The organism is Thermithiobacillus plumbiphilus (assembly GCF_038070005.1).
GTDB lineage: Bacteria > Pseudomonadota > Gammaproteobacteria > Acidithiobacillales > Thermithiobacillaceae > JBBPCO01.
On record NZ_JBBPCO010000011.1, the window covers coordinates 18834 to 41812 of the forward strand.

General features: G+C 60.3%; 24 protein-coding genes and 1 tRNA gene. 1 reads left to right on the top strand and 24 read right to left on the bottom strand.

Annotated features, from left to right (window positions below):
- Positions 1-2: 2 nt before the first annotated feature.
- The 19 genes from nuoK to WOB96_RS11220 form a co-directional block, all read right to left on the bottom strand.
- Positions 3-308 (bottom strand): NADH-quinone oxidoreductase subunit NuoK, encoded by a 306-nt coding sequence (nuoK, locus tag WOB96_RS11130; protein ID WP_341371368.1) that lies wholly within the window; start codon positions 306-308, stop codon positions 3-5.
- A gap of 36 nt (positions 309-344) precedes the next feature.
- A complete protein-coding gene (locus WOB96_RS11135) occupies positions 345-950 on the bottom strand; it encodes an NADH-quinone oxidoreductase subunit J (protein WP_341371369.1) in 606 nt (201 codons plus the stop codon).
- Between the two features lie 43 nt (positions 951-993).
- Positions 994-1479 (bottom strand): NADH-quinone oxidoreductase subunit NuoI, encoded by a 486-nt coding sequence (gene nuoI, locus WOB96_RS11140; protein WP_341371370.1) that lies wholly within the window; start codon positions 1477-1479, stop codon positions 994-996.
- Positions 1480-1512: 33 nt separating this feature from the next.
- Positions 1513-2544 (bottom strand): NADH-quinone oxidoreductase subunit NuoH, encoded by a 1032-nt coding sequence (nuoH, locus tag WOB96_RS11145; RefSeq protein WP_341371371.1) that lies wholly within the window; start codon positions 2542-2544, stop codon positions 1513-1515.
- A 110-nt stretch (positions 2545-2654) separates the two neighbouring features.
- Positions 2655-5018, bottom strand: a complete 2364-nt coding sequence (gene nuoG / locus WOB96_RS11150) for an NADH-quinone oxidoreductase subunit NuoG (RefSeq protein ID WP_341371372.1) — start codon at positions 5016-5018, stop codon at positions 2655-2657.
- 14 nt (positions 5019-5032) lie between these two features.
- Positions 5033-6301 (bottom strand): NADH-quinone oxidoreductase subunit NuoF, encoded by a 1269-nt coding sequence (nuoF, locus tag WOB96_RS11155; protein WP_341371373.1) that lies wholly within the window; start codon positions 6299-6301, stop codon positions 5033-5035.
- A gap of 8 nt (positions 6302-6309) precedes the next feature.
- Complete coding sequence (nuoE, locus tag WOB96_RS11160; protein WP_341371374.1) at positions 6310-6780, bottom strand: NADH-quinone oxidoreductase subunit NuoE; 471 nt, start codon at positions 6778-6780, stop codon at positions 6310-6312.
- A gap of 3 nt (positions 6781-6783) precedes the next feature.
- Positions 6784-8037, bottom strand: coding sequence for an NADH-quinone oxidoreductase subunit D (locus WOB96_RS11165; protein WP_341371375.1), 1254 nt, complete (start codon positions 8035-8037; stop codon positions 6784-6786).
- Positions 8030-8623 carry an NADH-quinone oxidoreductase subunit C gene (locus tag WOB96_RS11170; protein WP_341371376.1) on the bottom strand — a complete coding sequence of 198 codons (594 nt, stop codon included), beginning with the start codon at positions 8621-8623 and terminating at the stop codon, positions 8030-8032. The genes WOB96_RS11165 and WOB96_RS11170 overlap by 8 nt, the downstream gene beginning before the upstream one ends.
- A 6-nt stretch (positions 8624-8629) precedes the next feature.
- Entirely contained in the window at positions 8630-9106 is a 477-nt protein-coding gene (locus WOB96_RS11175; protein WP_341371377.1) for a NuoB/complex I 20 kDa subunit family protein, read from the bottom strand.
- The gene (locus tag WOB96_RS11180) at positions 9097-9453 is read right to left on the bottom strand and encodes an NADH-quinone oxidoreductase subunit A (RefSeq protein ID WP_341371378.1); all 357 of its coding nucleotides are present in this window, start codon (positions 9451-9453) and stop codon (positions 9097-9099) included. The genes WOB96_RS11175 and WOB96_RS11180 overlap by 10 nt, the downstream gene beginning before the upstream one ends.
- 196 nt (positions 9454-9649) lie before the next feature.
- A tRNA-Leu gene (locus WOB96_RS11185) sits at positions 9650-9734 on the bottom strand.
- A gap of 53 nt (positions 9735-9787) precedes the next feature.
- Complete coding sequence (gene secG, locus WOB96_RS11190) at positions 9788-10168, bottom strand: preprotein translocase subunit SecG (RefSeq protein WP_341371379.1); 381 nt, start codon at positions 10166-10168, stop codon at positions 9788-9790.
- Positions 10169-10203: 35 nt separating this feature from the next.
- Entirely contained in the window at positions 10204-10959 is a 756-nt protein-coding gene (tpiA, locus tag WOB96_RS11195) for a triose-phosphate isomerase (RefSeq protein ID WP_341371380.1), read from the bottom strand.
- A 55-nt stretch (positions 10960-11014) separates the two neighbouring features.
- Complete coding sequence (gene glmM / locus WOB96_RS11200; RefSeq protein WP_341371381.1) at positions 11015-12376, bottom strand: phosphoglucosamine mutase; 1362 nt, start codon at positions 12374-12376, stop codon at positions 11015-11017.
- A gap of 39 nt (positions 12377-12415) precedes the next feature.
- Positions 12416-13264, bottom strand: a complete 849-nt coding sequence (folP, locus tag WOB96_RS11205; protein WP_341371382.1) for a dihydropteroate synthase — start codon at positions 13262-13264, stop codon at positions 12416-12418.
- Positions 13265-13279: 15 nt separating this feature from the next.
- The gene (gene ftsH, locus WOB96_RS11210; RefSeq protein ID WP_479725481.1) at positions 13280-15190 is read right to left on the bottom strand and encodes an ATP-dependent zinc metalloprotease FtsH; all 1911 of its coding nucleotides are present in this window, start codon (positions 15188-15190) and stop codon (positions 13280-13282) included.
- A gap of 133 nt (positions 15191-15323) precedes the next feature.
- The gene (gene rlmE, locus WOB96_RS11215; protein WP_341371384.1) at positions 15324-15944 is read right to left on the bottom strand and encodes a 23S rRNA (uridine(2552)-2'-O)-methyltransferase RlmE; all 621 of its coding nucleotides are present in this window, start codon (positions 15942-15944) and stop codon (positions 15324-15326) included.
- Entirely contained in the window at positions 15937-16140 is a 204-nt protein-coding gene (locus WOB96_RS11220) for a hypothetical protein (RefSeq protein WP_341371385.1), read from the bottom strand. Before WOB96_RS11220 ends, rlmE begins: the two co-directional genes overlap by 8 nt.
- A 63-nt stretch (positions 16141-16203) precedes the next feature.
- Here WOB96_RS11220 and yhbY point away from each other — a divergent pair, with 63 nt between their 5' ends.
- Positions 16204-16491, top strand: coding sequence for a ribosome assembly RNA-binding protein YhbY (gene yhbY / locus WOB96_RS11225; RefSeq protein WP_341371386.1), 288 nt, complete (start codon positions 16204-16206; stop codon positions 16489-16491).
- Here the strand turns inward: yhbY and WOB96_RS11230 are convergent.
- The 5 genes from WOB96_RS11230 to WOB96_RS11250 form a co-directional block, all read right to left on the bottom strand.
- Positions 16476-16943: a DUF4149 domain-containing protein gene (locus tag WOB96_RS11230; RefSeq protein WP_341371387.1), complete on the bottom strand. Its 468-nt coding sequence runs from the start codon at positions 16941-16943 to the stop codon at positions 16476-16478. The genes yhbY and WOB96_RS11230 overlap by 16 nt on opposite strands.
- Before the next feature lie 24 nt (positions 16944-16967).
- Positions 16968-17444 carry a transcription elongation factor GreA gene (gene greA, locus WOB96_RS11235; protein ID WP_341371388.1) on the bottom strand — a complete coding sequence of 159 codons (477 nt, stop codon included), beginning with the start codon at positions 17442-17444 and terminating at the stop codon, positions 16968-16970.
- Positions 17441-20701 carry a carbamoyl-phosphate synthase large subunit gene (gene carB / locus WOB96_RS11240; protein WP_341371389.1) on the bottom strand — a complete coding sequence of 1087 codons (3261 nt, stop codon included), beginning with the start codon at positions 20699-20701 and terminating at the stop codon, positions 17441-17443. Before carB ends, greA begins: the two co-directional genes overlap by 4 nt.
- Positions 20685-21848, bottom strand: a complete 1164-nt coding sequence (gene carA, locus WOB96_RS11245) for a glutamine-hydrolyzing carbamoyl-phosphate synthase small subunit (protein ID WP_341371390.1) — start codon at positions 21846-21848, stop codon at positions 20685-20687. The genes carB and carA overlap by 17 nt, the downstream gene beginning before the upstream one ends.
- Before the next feature lie 167 nt (positions 21849-22015).
- Complete coding sequence (locus WOB96_RS11250) at positions 22016-22960, bottom strand: lysylphosphatidylglycerol synthase transmembrane domain-containing protein (protein ID WP_341371391.1); 945 nt, start codon at positions 22958-22960, stop codon at positions 22016-22018.
- Positions 22961-22979 lie beyond the last annotated feature (19 nt).

The window sequence follows — 22979 nt, forward strand, 5'->3', positions numbered from 1 at the left end:
GATTATCCTCTCAGGCTATCGATATCTTCGACATTGATGGTCTGACGATTCCGGAAGTAAACGACCAGAATGGCCAGACCTATGGCCGCCTCAGCGGCAGCCACTGTCAGAATGAAGAAGACGAACACCTGCCCGGACAGATCCTGCAGATAGTGCGAAAAGGCAACCAGATTCAGATTGACCGACAGCAGCATCAGTTCGATCGCCATCAGAAGAATGATGACATTCTTCCGATTGAGGAAAATGCCAACCACGCTCAGGGCGAACAGGACTGCCGCAAGAATGAGATAATGCGATAGCGGAACCACGGAAATCCCCTTTTTGCAAATCAGAATCGATGACGGCTACTGCCGGTTCTCGGATTTTATATTGACCAGTTCGACACGATCGGCCCGTTTGATATGCAGCTGTTCTTCCGGACGCTGATATTTGGTTTCCGGGCGGCGCCGCATGGTCAGCGTAATGGCCGCCACGATGGCCACGAGCAGAATCAGTGCAGCAACTTCAAAGGGGTACACATAGGTGGTGTAGATCAGGCCACCGAGCGCCTTGGTGTTGCTATAGTCAGCCGGTGCCGCAGGGGGTGGCGGCAGGTTCCCCTCGCCGAAGCCGGAACCGGCCAGCAGCATCGACATTTCGACCACCATCACCAGCGCAAGCGCCGCACCCAGCGGGAGGTAGTCGAGAAACCCCTCCCGCATGCGGGCTACATTGATATCCAGCATCATCACCACGAACAGGAACAGCACCATCACGGCACCGACGTAGACCAGCACCAGGGTAATGGCTAGGAATTCCGCTTCCAGCAGCACGAACAGGCCTGCCGCGGTAAAAAAGGCCAGAACCAGATACAGGATTGCATGAACCGTATTACGTACCGTGATCACCATGCCGCCTGCAAACACCAGAATACCGGCAAAGGTATAAAAAATGAGCTGCTCCAGATCCATGCAATTTCCTTATTCTGATTCCGGCCTACACTCGGGCCCTTGACTAGCGATAGCGGGCGTCCTCTGCCCGGTCACGCTCAAGATCCTTCTCATATCGATCGCCATTGGCGAGCAGCATTGGCTTGGTGTAAATGAGATCACCGCGCTTCTCGCCATGGTAATCCAGTACCCGCGTTTCGACGATTGAATCCACCGGACAGGATTCCTCGCAGAAACCACAGAAAATGCACTTTGTCAGGTCAATGTCATAACGGGTCGTCCGGCGGGTATTGTCCTCGCGAGCTTCGCTTTCGATCGTGATTGCCAAGGCCGGGCACACCGCTTCGCACAGTTTGCAGGCGATACAGCGCTCCTCGCCGTTGGGATAGCGGCGCAAGGCATGCAGCCCCCGAAAACGGGGTGACTGCGGTGTGCGTTCCTCTGGATACTGGATCGTGATCTTCCTGGCAAACAGGTGCTTGCCAGTCAGCATCAAGCCCCTGACCAGCTCAGTCAGGAAAAAAGTATCAAACAGTTGCTTTGAATTCATTCCCACAGGAATCTCTCCTCAAGCGATCCACGCTTAATGGAAAAAGGCACGTAAAGGTGTTTGCTGGGCCGCTCCAACCACCAGGATCCAGACAATGGTGATAGGAATGAACACTTTCCAGCCAAGACGCATGATCTGGTCGTAACGGTAGCGGGGAAAGGTTGCCCGCAGCCACAGAAAGAAAAAGAGCAGGAATGCCACTTTCAGCATGAGCCAGATAAAACCTGGAATCAGGTTGAAAGGCATGAAATCCACGATCGGCAGCCAGCCACCCAGGAACATGATGGCCGCCAGCATGGCCACCAGGATCATATTGGCATATTCCGCCAGGAAGAACAGTGCAAAGGCAATGCCTGAATATTCGACATGGAAACCCGCCACGATTTCCGATTCGCCTTCCGCCACGTCGAAAGGTGCGCGGTTGGTCTCGGCCACGCCGGCGATGAAATAGATGATGAAGAACGGGAACAGAGGCAGCCAGTACCAGGACCAGAACCCCCCACCCCGCTGCGCCTCGACGATATCACCGAGATTGAGGCTTTGCGCCGCCATCAGCACCCCAACCAGCGCGAACCCCATGGCAATCTCATAGGCCACCATCTGGGCTGCGGAACGCATGGCGCCCAGGAATGCATACTTGGAGTTCGAGGCCCAGCCCGCGATGATGATGCCATAGACACCCATGCTGGTAATGGCAAGCACATACAGCAGACTGGCGTCGATGTCCGCCACCACCATGCCTTCCCCGAAGGGCACCACGGCCCAGGCCGCCAGGGCCGGCGCGATGGCCAGGATGGGCGCCAGCAGGAAGAGAAAGCGGCTGGCGTCGGTCGGAACGATGACTTCCTTCATCAGGAGCTTTATGCCGTCGGCAATCGGTTGCAGCCATCCTTTCGGTCCGACGCGGTTGGGTCCCAGGCGCACCTGGATGTAACCAATCACCTTGCGCTCGGCATACGTAAGGTAAGCCACCGCGAGCATCAGCGGGCCGATGATGGCCACGATCTTGGCCGTGGTCCAGGCCAAGGGCTGCACATAGTTGATCATCCAGGCATTTTCGAACATGTGCTTTCGCACCCCTCTCATTATTGCTGTTTACAGGCACAGTCCTGCCAGCTGAACGCCAATCCCTCGCGGGTGCGTCCAGCCAGCCTTTGTCTCGAAATATACCGTGCTCAGGAACTCACTTCGACAGTGCCTGCCAGCGGACCGAGGCCTACCGTCTCCTCGTAACCGGCGGGGACGAATATACATCCTTCCGGGATGTCCTTGTTCAGGCGCAGGGGCAGACTGACAGTATACCCATCTCTGGACAGTTGCACCGTTTCCTTGCCGGCCAAGCCCAGAGAGCCGGCCTGAAGCGGTGACACTTCCACGTGCAACTCACCTTGCGCCAGTGCCAGCGGCCTGGAGCGCCTGACCAGGGGATCGGTACGGTAGATCGGCCAGGACCCGATGCGGCGCAAGCCTGACTGCATGGGCTCCGCGCCACTATCACCCTGGATTTCCGGCAGGCCGCCAGTGACCTGGCGCGGGATCTCAGCGACCATGCCACGCCAGAGTGCACCCACTTCTGCCACGTCGTTGAAGTCGAGCCCTGAAACGCCAAGCTGATTTCCAAGAACGCGCAGCACTTTCCAGCCTGGACGCGCCTCGCCTGCTGGTTTCACATTGGCGCGCAAGCTCTGCACCCTGCCCTCATTGTTGATCAGGGTGCCGGAGGTTTCCAGGAAGGATGTGACCGGCAGCAGCACGTCGGCATAGTCCATCAACTCGCCACCGAAGGTGGACAGGCCCACCACGAAGTCGGCGCCGGACAAGGCCATCCTTGCCTGGCGACCATCCCAGGCATCCAGACCCGGCTCGACATCCATCAACAGATAGGCCTTGAGCGGCGAACTGAGCATTTCATGGGCGTTCATGCCAACACCCGACGCCGGCTTGCCGCCGGGTAGCCGGTGCGGCACGCAGCCTGTCAGCCAGGCACCAGCACTATTGCCAAACTCGGCCAGATATCCCAGGCGGGCGCCCGTGATCCCGGCAATACGCGTTGCCATCCAGGTGATTTCAGCCGCCTGCGGATGCATCGTCACGTCGGTTCCCAGCAGGATCAGCGGCGATGCCACATCCTTCAGTGCCGCTGTGACCGTCTGGACCCGCTCGGCACTTGCGGGATCAGGCTGGAACCCGCTGAAGCCAGGCAGCCCGTCCAGAGCGCCTGGATCAAGCTGCTGGAGCACCTGCGCCAGCAGTTGCAGTTCACCGCCGACCTGAGCAGGCGTGAGCTGGAAGGCCGGATAGTTGAAATCGTAGCGACGGCCATTCAGGGCGATCACCTTGCCCCCGGCCAGGGCTGCCTTGCGAATCCGCAGGTTGGTGATTGGCTGCTGCTTGCGGGGGTTGGCACCCACCAGGAAGATCATGGACTCGGCCTGGAGATCCTCAAGACTCACATTGAGGGCCGGGAAGAGCGGTGCCTCGGGGTCTGCGCGGAAGTCCCGCTGGCTGAGCCGGTGATCGATGTTCGCGGTGCCCAGCCCGCGCGCGATGGCCTGGAACAGGAACAGTTCTTCCGTGGTCGCGCGCGGCGAGACCACGGCGCCGAGCTGCTCGGGACCATGTTTCGCCATGACCTGTTTCAGCCCTTCCGCGGCTGCCGAGAGTGCCTCCTCCCAGCTCACCGCACGCCATTCACCATGGTGCTTGACCATGGGCTGGGTCAGACGATCCTCGCTATCGAGGCCAGCATAGCTGAAACGGCCCTTGTCGCAGATCCAGCTCTCGTTCACCGCCTCATTGTCCATCGGCAGGGTGCGCATGACCTTGGCGCCACGGCTGTCCACTTCCAGATTGCAACCGGTGGAGCACTCGGGGCAGATGCTGGGTCCATGCTTCAGTTCCCAGGGTCGGGCGGTATAGCGGAAAGGCTTGCTGGTCAAGGCCCCCACCGGGCAGAGGTCGATCACATTGCCAATCAGTTCAGAAGTCAGGCTGCGCTCGATATAGGTGCCGATTTCCATGTGCTCGCCGCGGCCCGTGGCACCCAGCTCCATGATGCCGCCGACCTCCTGGCCAAAGCGCACGCAGCGGGTGCAATGGATGCAGCGGGTCATCTCGGTTTCGATCAAGGGCCCGATGTCCTTGTCCTTGACCACGCGCTTGAGCTCGGCATAGCGCGAGTGGCTGCCACCGAAGCCTACTGCGAGGTCCTGCAGATCACACTCGCCGCCCTGATCACAGATGGGGCAGTCCAGGGGGTGATTGATGAGCAGGAACTCCATCACGCCTTTCTGCGCCTGCTTGCTCTTGCCGGACTTGGTGAACACCCGCATACCGTCCGCAACCGGCGTGGCACAGGCCGGCAGGGGTTTGGCCACCTTCTCCACCTCGACCAGACACATGCGGCAATTGGCCGCCACCGACAGCTTGGGGTGATAGCAGAAGTGGGGAATGTAGATATCCAGGGCCTTGGCGGCCTCGATGATGGTCGTTCCGGCCTCGACCTCTACAAAACTTCCATCAATTTCGATACGTGGCATCTCGTTTCCTCGAATTAGGACACCAGGCAGCGGCCGTGCTTGATGTGATGCTCAAACTCGGCGCGAAAGTGCTTGATCGCACTGGCGACTGGTGCAACCGCCGCATCTCCCAGCGCGCAGATGGTGCGGCCCTCGATGTTGCTGCCCATGTTCAGCAGCAGATCGAGATCCGCCTCCACGCCCTGGCCGTGTTCGATGCGACGCAGAACCCGGTAAAGCCAGCCGGTGCCCTCACGGCAGGGCGTGCACTGCCCGCAGGATTCATCGTAATAGAATCGGGCCATGCGCTCGGCGGCGCGCACCATGCAGGTGGTATCGTCCATGACGATGACGGAACCCGCGCCCAGCATGGAACCGGCCTTGGAGATCGAGTCATAGTCCATGTCGACCTCCATCATGATCTCGCCCGGGAGCACCGGGGTACTGGAACCGCCGGGGATGACCGCCTTGATTTTTCTGCCATCGCGCATGCCACCCGCCATGGCCAGCAGATCGCGAAACGGCGTGCCCATCGGCACTTCATAGTTGCCGGGTTTGTTCACATGCCCGGTCACCGAGAAAATCTTGGTGCCGCCGTTGTTGGGCTTGCCGAGATTCAGGAACCAGTCGCCGCCATGGCGAATGATATCCGGCACCGAGGCCAGGGTTTCGACGTTGTTGACCGTGGTCGGGCGGCCATACAGACCATAACTGGCCGGGAAAGGCGGCTTGAAGCGCGGCTGTCCCTTCTTGCCCTCCAGAGACTCGATCAGGGCGGTTTCCTCGCCGCAGATGTAGGCGCCGGCCCCCCGGTGCGTGTACAGATCGAAACTGAAATCCGTGCCCAGGATGTTCTTGCCAAGATATCCGGCGGCATAGGCCTCGTCGATGGCCGCCTGGGTACGTTCCCAGGGCTCGTAGAACTCGCCACGGATGTAGATGTAGCCCGCATCCGCGCCGATGGCATAGGCAGCGATGGCCATGCCTTCCACCAGGCGATGGGGATCATAGCGCATGATGTCCCGGTCCTTGCAGGTACCGGGCTCGCCCTCATCGGCATTACACAGCAGATACTTCGGATAGCCCACGCCCTTGGGCATGAAGCTCCACTTCAGGCCAGTCGGAAAACCCGCGCCGCCACGTCCGCGCAGGGCGGATTTCTTGACCTGATTGATGATGTCTTCCGGTGGCATCTGCTTTTGCAGGATCATGCGCAGCATTTCGTAACCACCCGTACTGACATAGGTCGCGAGCGTATGGGGGTCCTTCAGGTGCAGATTTTGAAAGCAGACTAGATTTGACACGGCAGGTCCTATTTTAGTCCGTCCAGGATTTCATCGATTTTGGCGGGTGTCAGGTTCTCGTGATAAACATTGCCGATCTGCATCATCGGCGCCCCCACGCAGGATCCCAGACACTCCACTTCGCGCAGCGTGAAACGACCGTCCGGGGTCGTTTCACCAACCTCGATACCAAGTTTCTCCCGAAAATAGTCCAGAATCCTGTCGGATCCGCAAAGCCAGCAGGACACGCTGCCACAGACATCGATGCGGTGACGTCCGATCGGCTTCAGTTCATAGTGATGGTAAAAGGTCGCGACCTCATAGACCTGAATGGGCTGCATACCCAGAAGCTCGGCGACATAGTCCATGGTATCGGTGGAAAGCCAGCCCAGTTCATCCTGGGCAATGCGCAGCGCGGCCATGACCGCCGACTGGGCGCGCTCCGGTGGATACTTGGCTTTCTCTTGTTCTATTGCCGCTAGTGCTTTGTCTGACAGCATACCCTACCTATCTATTTCACCGAAAACGATGTCCTGGGTACCAATGATGGCAACCACGTCCGCAATCATGTGACCTCGCGACATTTCATCGAGGGCCGCCAGATGCGGAAAGCCAGGGGCACGGATCTTCAGCCGATAAGGCTTGTTCGCCCCATCGGACACCAGGTAAATGCCGAACTCACCCTTCGGGTGTTCAACGGCGGCATATGCCTCCCCGGGAGGCGGGGCAAAGCCTTCCGTGAACAACTTGAAGTGATGGATGAGCGCCTCCATGCTTTCCTTCATGTTCTCGCGCGGCGGCGGTGCAACCTTGTAGTCACTCGTGATCACCGGGCCAGGATTCCTGCGCAGCCATTCCACACACTGTTTGACAATGCGGTTGCTCTGGCGGAACTCTTCCATGCGCACCAAGTAGCGGTCATAACAGTCGCCATTCTTGCCAATCGGGATGTCGAAATCCAGGCGATCATAGACCTCATAGGGCTGCTTGCGCCGCAGATCCCAGGCAATGCCGGAACCGCGCAGCATGGGACCGGTGAAACCAAGGTTCAGGGCACGTTCAGGCGAGACCACGCCAATCCCGACGGTACGCTGCTTCCAGATGCGGTTATCGGTGAGCAGGGTCTCATAATCATCGACGTAGGCCGGAAAACGGTTGGTGAAGTCCTCGATGAAGTCCAGCAGACTGCCCTGGCGGTTGGCGTTCAGTTCCTTGAGGCGTGCCGCGTCGCGGTAAGGAGATGGCTCATAGAGAGGCATGCGGTCCGGCAGATCGCGATAGACACCACCAGGCCGGTAGTAGGCCGCGTGCATGCGCGCGCCACTCACCGCCTCGTACATGTCCATGAGATCCTCACGCTCGCGGAACGCATACAAAAAGACCGTCATGGCACCGATGTCCAGAGCATGCGCCCCGAGCCACAGCAGATGGTTCAGGATGCGGGTCAGCTCGTCGAACATCACGCGGATATACTGGGCCCGCTCCGGTACCTCAAGGCCCAGGAGCTTCTCGATGGCCATCACATAGGCGTGCTCGTTGCACATCATCGACACATAATCCAGCCGGTCCATGTACGGAACACTCTGGATATAGGTCTTGTGCTCGGCGAGCTTTTCCGTTGCCCGATGCAGGAGCCCGATATGGGGATCGGCCCGCTCGATGACCTCGCCATCCAGCTCCAGCACCAAACGTAACACGCCGTGCGCGGATGGGTGCTGCGGGCCAAAATTCAGGGTGTAGTTGCGGATTTCAGCCATGTCGCTGCGGCTCCTCGCGGACGACCCGCGGAATCAGGTTTCGTTCTTCCAGCTTGGTAGGTTCATAGACCACGCGCTGACGATCCTGGTCATAGCGCATTTCCACATAACCCACCAGCGGGAAGTCCTTGCGGAATGGATGCCCCACAAAGCCGTAGTCCGTCAGAATGCGGCGCAGATCCGGGTGACCGTCGAAGATGATGCCATAAAGGTCGAAGGCCTCGCGCTCATACCAGTTTGCGGCACTCCAGATGTCATTGACCGAATCCACCACTGGCGCATCATCCTCAAGGAAGACGCGCAGCCGGATTCGATGATTATGCTTTACGGAGAGGAGATGATAGACCACGGCATAGCGGGGCCCTTCCCAGACTCCCTCGCCGTATTCCAGGTAATCCACGCCACACAGATCGATCAGCTGCTCGAAGGCCAGGGCAGCATCGTCCCGCAGGATGCGACAGGTCTCAAGCAAGCCCTCCCGCGGCAGTTCAATGGTCAGCTCGCCCAGCGCAATCTTCGGGTTCAGTACCCGCTCACCCAGACCTTCCATGATCTGTACGAGCAAGTTATCGAGGTATTCACTCATTTTCACCTACCGGGCAATCGTATTGGTGCGCTTGATCTTGTTCTGCAACTGCACCAGGCCATACAGCAAGGCCTCCGCCGTAGGCGGGCAACCGGGCACATAGATATCCACCGGCACGATACGATCGCAACCACGCACCACAGCGTAGGAGTAGTGATAATATCCACCGCCATTGGCGCAGGAACCCATGGAGACGACCCAGCGTGGCTCGGCCATCTGGTCATAGACCTTGCGCAGGGCTGGCGCCATCTTGTTGACCAGGGTCCCTGCCACGATCATCACATCCGATTGTCTAGGACTTGGCCGAAAAACAATGCCAAAACGGTCCAGATCATAGCGGGAAGCACCAGCGTGCATCATTTCCACGGCGCAGCAGGCCAGCCCGAATGTCATGGGCCACAGGGAACCGGTGCGCGTCCAGTTGACCAGCTTGTCAACCGTGGTGGTCACCACACCTTTTTCAAGGATACCTTCTATTCCCATTCCAGCGCTCCTTTCATCCATTCATAGATGAAGCCGATCACCAAGATGCCCAGAAAGACCACCATGGCCAGAAAGCCCGGCAACCCTATTTCGTCGAGCACTACGGCCCAGGGAAAAAGAAAGGCGATTTCCAGGTCAAAGAGGATGAACAGAATGGCTACGAGATAGTAACGCACATCGAACTTCATGCGGGCATCTTCAAACGCTTCGAACCCGCACTCATATGGCGACAGCTTTTCACTATCCGGCTTGTTGGGTGCAAGGATGAATCCCAGCACCAAGGGCACTACGCCGACCAGCAAGGCAATGATGATGAACACCAGTACCGGAAAGTAATTCTCTAGCACCCCTGCCTCCTCTCTTTGAGCTATTCTCCCGGCCACATCGTCCTGTCCGGGCAGGCCCTGACTTGCTCGCGGGCAAAAAACCAGTCTAGGTAGAGCCTTGCGCAATGTCAACAAACAAGTTTTGTTTATACCTTATGAAACAATTACTTATGCAACAAAGAGGTAAAAAAAACAGCCTTTTCAGGCTGTTTTGGTTTGGTGCCGAAGGCCGGACTCGAACCGGCATGGCTTGCGCCGCCGCCCCCTCAAGACGGTGTGTCTACCAATTTCACCACTTCGGCTTGTATACAATTAAATCAAATTCTAAAGCTTGAGACAATGGGGAGATCCAGTCTCAGGGTTGAGTACCGGTGCCCGTTAATCCGGCAGGACCTTGCTGGGCGCCTGGAACGGGGCCAGAGGGCGGCTGCTGGGTGGGCGCGGGCGCCTGCCCCTGCGCTGGCCGGCTGGCGGCCGGTGCATCAGTCATGACGCTGTCCTGGCCGGTACGGGTGGACAGATAGGAAAGACCGAGGCTGCTCAGAAAGAACACCGCCGCTGCCAACCCTGTCGCACGTGTGAGGAAGTTCGCCGAACCCTGGCTGCCGAAGACGGTCTGGGAAGCACCGCTGCCAAAGGCAGACCCGATATCACTGCCCTGCCCTTTCTGGATCAGAACCAGGCCAATCAGGACCAGGGATACCAAGACCTGCACGACTGTCAGAAAGATCACCATATGAACCTCATTGAGTACAAGCCGGGCCTGAACTTTCAGGCAGCCGCAGCCGCACAGATCCTTAAGAATTCTTCCGCCTTGAGGGAGGCCCCACCGATCAGACCCCCATCGATGTCGGGCCGGGAAAAGATTTCAGCAGCATTTTCCGCCTTGACACTGCCGCCATAAAGTATACGGGTACTTGCGCCAACGCCGCTATCAAAAGCATGCAGTTCGGCACGCAGGAAGGCGTGCACCTCTTGCGCCTGGTCCGGCGTGGCAGTCAGCCCAGTGCCTATGGCCCATACCGGCTCATAGGCGATGACGGTCCCGTGAAAGGTTGCCGCATCCGTTTGCTGCAAAATGGCTTGTAACTGGGCCGACACCACCTGCTCGGTGATGCCCTGACTGCGCTGCTCCTCGGTCTCACCGACACAAAGCACCGGGATCAGCCCCGAGCGCTTTGCCGCGGCATACTTTCTGGCCACATCCTGATCAGACTCGCCAAAGATCTGGCGGCGCTCGGAATGTCCCAGGATGACATAGCGGCAGCCGAGGTCGCGCAACATTTCTCCGGAAATCTCGCCGGTATAGGCCCCATTCTTCTCCCAGAATAGATTCTGGGCACCATACCGAATCGGACTCCCCTTGAGAACCCGCGCAACCGCATCGATTGCGGTGAATGGCGGACAGACCAGGATCTCGACAGCCGAGGGATCGGGTTCAGCCTCCTTGATGGCGCGCACGAGGTTCTCCGCCTCCCAGCGCGTCGCATTCATTTTCCAGTTCCCCGCCACCATGGGTTGCCGCATGATTTCCTCCATTACGAATGTCAGAGCGGCATAGTAACGGCGCGCCCATGGGCGGTCAATTCCCCTGGAGCACCTGCCCCATGACCTTGCTGACCACCTCCGTCAATTCATCGGCCAGGTCATAAACCAGGATGTCATCTTCGCCCTCGACCATGATGCGCAACAAGGCTTCGGTTCCCGACGGCCGCACCAGCAGCCTGCCACTGTTGGCCAGGCGCTGCTCGGCCGCTGCAATCGCATCCATGATTTCTGGATATGAGCGATAATCCACGCGTGATTGCAGCCTGATATTGCGCAACACCTGTGGATAGCGCGGCATCCTGTTCACCAGTTTCGACAGAGGCTGGTGATGGCTGCACATGGCGGCAAGTACCTGCAGGGCCGCGACGATGCCATCCCCCGTGGTATTGTGAGGCGTGATGATATGCCCGGAGGTCTCGCCGCCCAGACGCCAGCCCCTGTCTTTCATCTGCTCCAGGACATATCGATCGCCCACGGCGGCGCGCGCGAAGGGGATACCCCTGTCCCGTAGTGCCTGCTCCAGCCCCAGGTTGCTCATCAGTGTTCCCACCACGCCGCCATTGAGGGTCCCCTGATGCTGCATCTCTGTGGCAATGACATAGAGGATCTGATCGCCGTCCACCAGCTGGCCCTTTTCATCGACCAGAATGACCCGGTCGCCATCACCATCAAAGGCAATGCCGATATCCGCCTTCTCAACCAGGACCCTGGCCTGCAGGGCGGCAGGTGCCGTGGACCCAACTTCATCGTTGATATTGAGGCCGTCTGGCTGATTGCCCATGACGATCACGTTGGCCCCCAGCTCCTGCAGAACCATGGGTGCGACGCGGTAATTGGCGCCATTGGCGCAGTCCACCACGACTCTCAGCCCGTTCAGGGTTTCGGACGTGGAGAATGTATGCTTGCAGAATTCCACATAACGGCCGGCCGCATCATCCACCCGGCGGGCCTTGCCCAGCTGATCCGGGGCCGGCAGGGTCATGGGCCTTTCGAGATAGGCCTCGATTTCCGCCTCGACGGCATCGGGGAGCTTGTTGCCATCACCCGAAAAGAACTTGATGCCATTGTCCATGTAGGGATTGTGCGAGGCGCTGATGACAATGCCCGCATCCGCGCGCAGGGCGCGTGTCAGATAGGCGATGCCTGGTGTTGGCAAGGGCCCAACCAGCAGGACGTTCAGGCCAGCGGAAGCCAGGCCGGCTTCGAGAGCGGACTCCAGGAGATAACCTGACAATCTGGTATCCTTGCCGATCAGCACGTTACCACGACCTTTCTTGACATGCCCTGCCAGCACGTGCCCGGCAGCCCAGCCCAGCTTGAGCACGAAATCCGGCATGATGGGCATCTCGCCCACCTGGCCACGGATGCCATCAGTTCCAAACCATTTTCTCGCCATGCACTTTCCTCATTGATTTTTTTGCCGCTTGGCGGCTTTTCAATTCACATTCAGCAAGGCGGACGTCATCCGCAGGGCCCGTGCGGTTGCAGCGACATCATGCGTGCGGATGATGCGCGCGCCCTGCCAGGCAGCGATGACCGCCAGCGCCAGCCCACCCTCAAGCCGCTCCTCGACGGGAAGATCCAGCACCTTGCCGATAAAAGATTTGCGCGAGACACCAATCAGGACCGGATAAGCGCTCCGGATCAGCTCAGGCAGATGCTTGAGCAGCGCGAGGTTGTGCACAACCCGTTTGCCAAAGCCGATACCGGGATCCAGCACAATGCGGTCTCGCGGAATGCCGGCCTCGATGCAGATCTCGGCCCGCTGGCGCAGGAAAGCGAACACCTCAGCGCAGACATCTTCGTACTCCGGATTCTCCTGCATGGTACGGGGAGTACCTTTCATGTGCGTCAGACAGACGGGAGCACCCAAATCGGCGACCGTGGCAAGGGCTTGCGGATCCGCCTGCAAGGCACTGACATCATTGATCAGCCCCGCGCCATGCTGCCAGGCGGCGCGCATCACGGCGGACTTCATCGTATCGATGGAAATAGGCAAGGAAATGCTATTTGCAAGTACCTCGATGACCGGGACGACTCTGGAGAGCTCTTCCTCGACTGTGATTGCAGGCGCACCTGGACGAGTGGACTCTCCACCGATATCGATGATATCCGCGCCATCCGCCACCATCTGGCGGGCATGGGCCAGGGCCTTGTCCAGGCAAAAAAATTGACCCCCGTCCGAGAAGGAATCGGGAGTCACGTTGAGAATACCCATCACAAGCGGGCGGCCCAGATCAAGAGGCCGCCCGTTGCAGTCCAGCATGGCTGCAGGTTCAGACATATCCCGCAGTCAGTTTCAGACGGGATTGCTGCCCGGCTTCAGGGAGGGTTCCTTGTCCCCTTCTCCACCCGCAGGCAGGACAGGGGCAGGCGTGCCGGCTCCAGGCCCGGGACCGCCATCCACGACCACCTTGGCACGAACCTCACGGCCCGCCATGATGTCGTTGACCTGATCCGCATCCAGGGTTTCGAACTTGAGCAGCGCACGGGTCATGACTTCAACCTTGTCGCGATTGGTCTCGACCAGATGACGCGCCCGCTGGTACTGCTCGCGAATGATGCGCTGCACCTCTTCGTCGACCGTGCGTGCGGTTTCCTCGGACACATTCGAGTGCTTGCTGACCTCGCGACCAAGGAACAGCTCCTCTTCCTTTTCCCCGATGACCATGGGGCCGATATTGCTCATGCCCCACTGGGTGACCATGCGTCGCGCCAGTTCGGTGGCGCGCTGGATGTCATTGCCGGCACCGGTGGTCATCTGGTTCAGGAAGATTTCCTCGGCCACACGCCCACCCATGAGGATGGCGATGTTGTTCAGGATCTCGTTGCGCTCGTAGTTGAAGCGGTCCTCGGTCGGCAACTGCATGGTCAGACCCAGGGCCCGGCCGCGCGGGATGATGGTCACCTTGTGCACCGGATCGGTCCCAGGCAGCAGCTTGGCCACCACGGCGTGACCCGATTCATGATATGCCGTGGTCTCCTTCTGCTTGTCGGACATGACCATGGACTTGCGCTCGGCGCCCATCATGACCTTGTCCTTGGCGTCCTCGAAGTCCGCCATGTCCACCAGACGCTTGTTGCGGCGCGCGGCCATGAGCGAGGCTTCATTGACCAGGTTGGCCAGATCGGCACCCGAGAAGCCTGGCGTACCGCGCGCGATCACCTTGGGATCGACATCCGGCGCGGCCGGCACCTTGCGCATGTGAACCTGCAGGATCTGCTCGCGCCCGCGGATATCGGGCAGCGGCACCGTGACCTGGCGGTCGAAGCGGCCCGGGCGCAACAGAGCCGGGTCGAGCACGTCCGGACGGTTGGTCGCGGCAATCACGATGATGCCCTCGGAACCCTCGAAACCGTCCATTTCCACCAGCAACTGGTTCAGGGTCTGTTCGCGCTCGTCATTACCACCCCCGAGACCGGCGCCACGCTGGCGCCCCACGGCATCGATCTCATCGATGAAGATGATGCAGGGTGCATGCTTCTTGGCCTGCTCGAACATGTCGCGCACGCGCGAGGCGCCCACACCGACGAACATTTCCACGAAATCGGAACCGGAAATCGAGAAGAACGGCACCTTGGCTTCCCCGGCGATGGCCTTGGCGAGCAGGGTCTTGCCCGATCCGGGAGGACCCATCAGCAGCACGCCCTTGGGAATACGGCCACCGAGTTTCTGGAATTTCTGCGGATCACGCAGGAACTCGACCAGTTCGGCGACTTCTTCCTTGGCTTCATCGACGCCCGCGACGTCGGCGAAGGTGACCTTGTTGTTGTCCTCGGTGAGCATGCGTGCGCGGCTCTTGCCAAAGGACATGGCACCGCGGCCACCCGCGCCGCCTCCCTGCATCTGACGCATGAAGAATATCCAGACGCCGATCAGCAACAGCATCGGAAACCAGGAAATCAGGATGGAAACCAGCAGGGACTGGCCCTCCTGCGGCTTCACCTTGATGTTCACGCCGGAGTTGAGCAGATCGCGGACGAGCCCCGGATCATTGGGCGTGAACACGCGAAAGTGCTCGCCACTCCCCAGGGTGCCGTCGATCCGGTCACCCTGAATGGTGACCTGGGCAACGTTGCCATTCTTGACGCTGGTCATGAACTCCGAGAAGTCCAGCGTCTGCGTGCTCATGCTGCCCTGGTTGAAATTCTGGAAGACCATCATCAGGATCAACCCGATGATGGCCCACAATGCTATATTCTTAGCCATGTTGTTCAATCTACGGCTCCTTGAGCTGATAAAGCTGTTTAAGCTAAGACAGCACGAGCAGGAAGAGGTTCGAAGGGACGAAGGTAATTTACCATAACATGGAGATAAGCAGACCTCCAGTCCATCCTTTTGCCTAGCCCTTGAAATCCATGCCTAACCAGTACTGTTCTGCCGACCGCGCCCGGGATGCTTCCGGCTTGCGGACCACGATCCGCCCGAAGCGGGCCTTGATCGCAGTCCTCAGGGCATCGGCGCCGGACCCCATGAATACCTTCACGAGAAGCACACCACCAGGCCTGAGCACCTCGGCGGCAAATTCCAGTGCCAGTTCGGCCAACTGCATGGAACGGGCCTGATCTACGGCAGCCACCCCACTCATATTGGGGGCGATGTCCGACATTACAAGGTCCACCTGTTGTCCCCCGAGCGCATCCATCAGTGTTTGATAGACTGCCTCGTCATTGAAGTCTCCCTGGATGAAAGTCACATCCGGCAGGGGATCCATCGGCAGACGATCCAGGGCGATGACCTTGCCCTTGCCACTCAGATAACGTGCCGCCACCTGGCTCCAGCCGCCAGGCGCGGCACCAAGATCGACGACGTGCATGCCGGGCCTGAAAATCCGGTCCTTGTCCTGGATTTCCATGAGCTTGAAGGCTGCCCGGGATCGATATCCCTCCTTCGCGGCCCGCTTGACGAAAGGATCGCTGAAATGCTCATCCAGCCAGCGGCGACTCGATTTCGATCTAGTCATGTCCCTCCTCCGCAATGCCCCGTGTCCGCTGCCGGATCCGGAAAAAGAGGATCGACCCGCTGCCCGCGCCAAAGCAAAGCGCCAGCAGGAAATCCCAGGGGCTTGGCAAACGCAGGCTCAGCACCAGTATAGGTACCATCAGGACCAGGATCAGGGCGAGTTCGATCTTCAGTCTGGCAAATGGATCCCGGTCCACGCATAGCTCCAGTTTCTCTGCTCAAGAGTGCTATAATCCGCCATCAATTCGGAAGGGGGCGATATGCTCAACAGCAAGCAGCGACAATATTTGAAAGGTCAGGCACATTCCCTGAACCCGGTGATTCTGGTTGGCGATGCAGGATTGTCGGACAACCTGCTGGCCGAACTGGACCGTACCCTGGCCCATCACGAACTGATCAAGGTACGACTGCCGGCCATGGAGCGCAATGAACGCGACAGTCTGGCCGCAGAGATCGTCATGCGCAGCGGGGCCGAAATGGTGCAGATGATCGGGCGTGTGCTGGTGATCTATCGCGCCAGCGAGAAGCAGCGTTATTCCCTGCCCTGATCCGGCCTGTCGCGCTTGTTTGCGGGACCTACCTGAACCCAGAGCTGCCAGATCACGACGAGCAGAACCAGCAGGAAGATCAGACTGGAAACCCCATGCAGGGCCCCGAACAGTTGCAGCTCCGGACTGTCCGGTGCCAGGGCGTCAACAGGACCCCGCGCCTTGATGGCTTCCATTCTCGGGTTCAGCAGGAGCCGGCTGGCGAGCAAAAGTAGCGCGACAAAAGACCAGGCCAGCCTGGCAGCCCTGCCGCCACCCCGCAGGGCCTGGACCAGAAACCACAGGGCGAAAGCCAGCCCAGCCCAGTCCAGGTAGGCAAACAGCACGCCGGCGACATTACCGGCCATCTGCCGCTCCGGCAAATGCGCGAAGAGGACGGGTGCCACAGCGCCACCCATGAACAGCAGGGCACCGGCCCAGATGCCCAGCAGGATCCTGTTCAGGCGGTGCATGGCCGGCACGCTGGTTTCAGACGCTTACTGATAAGTCACCTGAAGGATCTCGTACTCCCGCACACCAATGGGAGCCTTGACCTCGACCACGTCGCCTTCGCGCTTGCTGATCAGGGCGCGGGCAATGGGTGAGCTGATCGAGACCTTGTTTTCCTTCAGGTCCGCCTCGTCGTCGCCGACGATCTGGTAGGTCACCTGAACGCCTTCGGCATCCTCAAGGCGTACCGTCGAGCCAAACACGACGCGACCATCGGCACTCAGGGTCGCAGGATCGATGATCTGGGCCCGGGCAAGCTTGTCTTCGAGTTCCATGATGCGGCCCTCGATAAAGCCCTGTCGTTCCTTGGCGGCATCGTATTCCGCATTTTCCGACAGATCCCCCTTGGAACGGGCCTCCGCAATCGCCTCGATCACCGACGGACGCTCTACGGTTTTCAGGCGATGCAGTTCGTCCCTGAGCCGCTGGGCCCCTGTCACGGTCATTGGCACCTTGCTGGTCATGCACGCTCCTCCTTCAGACTGCGTTCACTATTCTCGTGGTTGATACGCTCATGTAGTTGCTGCAACTGCGTCACGCCTGGCTCGCTGCCGACCCGCATCCGCAGGGCGGCATAGGCAGCCTGGGCGCCAGCCAGGGTCGTGTAGTAGGTGATGCGCTGCTGGAGCGCAGCCCGGCGGATGCTGTAGGACGCGCGCACCGCTTCCGCCTCTTCCACGGTATTGATGATCAGGCAGACATCGCCATTCTTGATGTGGTCGACGATATGCGGCCGCCCCTGGGTGACCTTGTTGACCGTTTCGACCGGGATGCCCCGCTCGGCCAGATAGGCCGCGGTGCCGCGCGTCGCCATCAACTCGAAACCCAGCTCCTCCAGGCCGCGGGCAACGGCGATCAAACCTGGCTTGTCGGCGTCGCGCACGCTAAGGAATACCCGGCCAGCCTCTGGCAGGCGTTCGCCGGCTCCCATCTGCGCCTTCAGGAAGGCCTCGCCAAAGGTGGCGCCGACGCCCATCACCTCACCGGTGGACTTCATCTCGGGCCCGAGCAGCACATCCACGCCGGGGAACTTGATGAAGGGGAAGACCGATTCCTTGACGCTGTAATGGCGCGGCGCGATCTCCGCATGGATACCCTGGCTGGCCAGACTGCTGCCGGCCATGCAGCGAGCAGCGATCTTGGCCAGCGGCCTGCCCGTGGCCTTGGAGACAAATGGCACGGTTCTCGATGCGCGCGGATTCACCTCAAGGACATAGACATCCTCGCCCTGCACCGCGAACTGGACGTTCATGAGCCCGACCACCCCAAGCGACCTGGCCAGCATGCGGGTCTGGTCCCGCAACTGAGCCTGGATGGCTGGCGACAGACTGAACGGCGGTAGTGAGCTGGCGGAGTCGCCACTGTGCACGCCGGCCTGCTCGATATGCTCCATGATGCCGCCCAGGATCACCTGCTCACCATCGCTGACGGCATCGATGTCGACCTCGGTGGCATCATTCAGGAAGCGGTCGAGCAGCACCGGCTGGTCTTCGGACACCCGCACCGCCTCGCGCATGTAGCGATCGAGATCGGTCTCGCTATACACGATCTCCATGGCCCGCCCGCCGAGCACATAGGAAGGCCGGACCACCAGCGGATAGCCGATCTCCGCAGCTTTCTCGCGCGCCTGTTCGGGTGTGCGGGCAATCCGGTTGGGCGGCTGGCGCAATCCATCACGCTCCAGCAACTGCTGGAAGCGCTCGCGATCCTCGGCCAGATCGATGGAATCCGGTGTGGTGCCGATGATCGGCACGCCGGCGGCCTCCAGTGCATTGGCAAGTTTCAGCGGCGTCTGGCCGCCAAACTGCACGATCACGCCCTTGGGTTTTTCGAGCTGCACGATTTCGAGCACGTCTTCCAGAGTCACCGGCTCGAAGTAGAGACGGTCGGAGGTATCGTAATCGGTCGAGACCGTTTCCGGGTTGCAGTTGACCATGATGGTCTCGTAGCCATCCTCGCGCAGGGCCAGCGCGGCATGCACGCAGCAGTAGTCGAACTCGATGCCCTGGCCGATACGGTTGGGCCCGCCGCCGAGGATCAGGATCTTGTCGCGATCCGTAGGCTGCGACTCGCATTCCGCCTCATAGGTGGAATACATGTAGGGCGTGCGGGAATCGAATTCGGCGGCACAGGTATCGACGCGCTTGTAGACCGGACGGACGCCGAACCGCTGGCGAGTTTCACGCAGCGCGGTTTCGGTGGCACCCAGCAGGCGGGCCAGACGCCGGTCGGAAAAGCCCATGCGCTTGAGCTGCAGGAGACGCCCGGCATCCAGGTCAGCAAGGGCCTGCCCGCGCAGCTCCTCTTCGGTCCTGACGATCTCCTCGATCTCCTCCAGAAACCAGGGATCGATGCGGGTGGCCTCATACACCCGGTCCAGGCTCCAGCCCATGCGGAAGGCATCCGCCACGAACCAGATGCGATCGGCACCGGGCACCAGAAGTTCCTGCTCAATGCGCGCCACGGCTTCCGGATCGTCCCTGTCCACCTTTTCATCCAGGCCGTCCACGCCTACCTCAAGACCGCGCAGCGCCTTCTGGAAGGATTCCTGGAAGGTGCGGCCCATGGCCATCACCTCGCCCACCGATTTCATCTGGGTGGTCAGGCGGGCATCTGCCTGCGGGAACTTCTCGAAGGTGAAGCGCGGGATCTTGGTCACCACGTAATCGATGGTGGGCTCGAAACTCGCCGGCGTGGCCTGGGTGATGTCGTTTTGCAGTTCGTCGAGGCTGTAACCCACGGCCAGCTTGGCCGCAATCTTGGCAATCGGGAAACCGGTCGCCTTGGAGGCCAAGGCCGAGGAACGCGATACCCGCGGATTCATCTCGATGATGATCATGCGGCCATTTTCGGGGTTGATGGCGAACTGCACGTTCGAGCCACCCGTTTCCACGCCGATCTCGCGCAGCACCGCAATGGCGGCATTGCGCATGATCTGGTATTCCTTGTCGGTGAGCGTCTGCGCGGGTGCGACCGTGATGGAGTCCCCGGTATGGATGCCCATGGGATCGAGGTTCTCGATCGAGCAGATGATGATGCAGTTGTCCTTGCGGTCACGCACCACCTCCATCTCGTATTCCTTCCAGCCGATCACGGATTCTTCGATCAGGACCTCGCTGCTGGGGCTGGCGTCGAGGCCGCGCGGCACGATTTCTTCGAACTCCTCGCGGTTGTAGGCGATGCCGCCCCCGGAGCCCCCCATGGTGAAGGACGGCCGGATGATGGCGGGGAAGCCGATATCCTCAACCACCATACGCGCTTCTTCCATGGAATGGGCGAAGGCGGAGCGCGGCATGTCGAGACCGATCTTCTGCATGGCCTGCTTGAAAAGATCGCGGTCCTCTGCCTTGCGAATGGCGTCGATCGAGGCCCCGATCAGCGCCACCCCGTATTGTTCCAGCACGCCTTCGCGGGCGAGATCCAGGGCGCAATTGAGCGCGGTCTGCCCGCCCATGGTCGGCAGGATGGCATCGGGCCGCTCGACCTCGATGATCTTCGCCACCGTGCGCCATTCAATGGGCTCGATGTAGGTGGCGTCGGCCATCTCGGGATCGGTCATGATGGTGGCCGGATTGGAGTTCACCAGGATGACCCGGTATCCCTCGGCACGCAGGGCCTTGCAGGCCTGGGCGCCGGAATAGTCGAACTCGGCGGCCTGACCAATCACGATGGGCCCGGCGCCAATCAGCAGAATGCTTTTGATATCAGTACGTTTTGGCATGGTTGCGGCTCTTGCGGTAGGCGTCTACCTGCTCAATGAATCGATCGAAAAGGTAGCCCATGTCGCCTGGTCCGGGGCTCGCTTCGGGATGCCCCTGAAAGCTGAAGGCCGGCAGTTCGGTATGCGCCACCCCCTGCAGGCTACCGTCGAAGAGCGATACATGGGTAACACGCAGGCTGGCTGGCAGGCTGTTAGGCTCGATGGCGAAACCATGATTCTGGCTGCTGATCAGGACGCGACCGCTATCGAGATCCTTGACCGGATGATTGGCACCATGATGGCCAAATTTCATTTTGACCGACCTGGCGCCCAGCGCCAGACACAGCAGCTGGTGGCCAAGACAGATGCCGTAGGTCGGCACGCCCTGTTCCAGCAACTCGCGGGTGGCCTGCTGGGCATAGCGCATCGGCTCCGGATCCCCGGGACCGTTGGATAGAAACACCCCATCCGGCCTCAGGGCCAGCACGGTTTCCGCCGGGGTCTGCGCCGGCACTACCGTGACCCGGCAACCGCGATCGACCAACATGTGCAGGATGTTGCTCTTGATGCCATAGTCATAGGCCACGATGTGACGCGGCAGGGCCTCTTCCAGTGAGGCGGGCGCCTCCGGCAAGCCGGCATCAAGGCGCCAGCTGCCCTGGGCAAACAGATAGGGCTCGGCCACGCTGACATCGCGCGCCAGGTCCATGCCAACCAGCCCGGCAAACTCCCGGGCGGCGGCTATGGCGGCCTGGGGATCGATATCCGGGCCAGCCACCAGGGCGGCGTTCTGGGCCCCCTTTTCGCGCAGGATCCGGGTCAGTTGCCGGGTATCGACACCAGCGATGGCGACCACCTGATTTTCTCGCAGATAATCTTCGAGGGGCCGTTCAAGGCGCCAGCTGCTCGCCCGGCGCGGCAGATCGCGGATCACCAGGCCGGCAGCATGGACCCGGCTGCTTTCGGTATCGACGGCATTCACCCCGACATTGCCCACGTGAGGATAGGTCAGGGTGACGATCTGCCGGGCATAGGAAGGGTCCGTGAGGATTTCCTGATAGCCGGTCATGGCGGTGTTGAAGCACAATTCGCCCACGCTCTGCCCTTCGGCGCCCACACTCTCACCCCAAAACAGCGCGCCATCTTCCAATGCCAGCAATGCTTTCACGCCTGTACGCTCCTGAACTGCACATGCAAAAACGGGAGGGGCAACCCCTCCCGCCAAGAACCCTGAAAAATCAATGAAATACTTTTATGGATTTCCTGGAATTTTAAGAAAAACCGGCTTCCGGGTCAATGCGAAAGCCCGCAGCGGCGCAAATATACCTCGCCAGCTCAGGTCTGACCCGTCAGGGCGCCCGCCACCGCCTGTCGCCGATCGAGCGATAGCCAGAAGATGCCACCCGGCAGACTCGCCAGCAGGACCGTGAACCCCGCGAGCAGGGACAAGGCAAGCGCCTGCTCCGCCGCCACCCCGCTATAGGCCAAAAAGTATACCAGCAGGCTTTCGCGCAGACCCCAGCCACCCAGGGTCAGGGGCAGGACGGTGAGAAGGCTGACCAAAGGCCAGAGCACCCAGATGGCCGCGGCATCGAGTGACACGCCCAGCGCCTTGCCGAGCACCACGAACATGGCGATCGAAATCAGCTGCACCAGCAGGGAGAGTGCCAGCACGCGCCAGCGGCAGGCATGCCCTTGAAACAGGGTCGCCAGCGCCAGACGCACCTCGCAGAGCTTCTCTCCCAGCCTGCCCGCCCGCCGGGCAATCCGGTCCAGACCTGACCAGAGCAGCACGGCCATGCCAGCGAGATAGGCCAGGGCAATCAGGCCGAGCAGCAAGCCGACCGGCGGCAGGCTTGCCAGCCAGAAGCCACCCAGCACGAATGCAAGCACTGCCACTGCAATCAGCACACCCAGGCCGATCAGGCGTTCGCCAAAGACCGCCGCCACTGCCAGCGCAAGACTCTGGGTGTAAGGTCTGCTGAGATAGGCGCGTACGGCATCGCCCGAGACCGCACCCGGAAGGACCTGATTGAAAAAGGCGCCAATGCCAGTCAGGCGCAGCAGCAGCGGATAGGGCATGGGGCTGCCAAGGCCCTGCATGACATAACGACTGCGCCAGGCCGAGCAGGCGAGATTGAGCCAGTACAGGACGATCCCGGCCAGAAACCATGGCATGTGCATGCCTGCCAGAATCAGGCCAAGCTTCTGCCAGTCCAAATCCCGGAATACCCAGTAGAGCAGGACAGCGGATACGCCAGCCTGCAGAAATGTCTTCAAGTGTCGCCTGCTCTGCAAG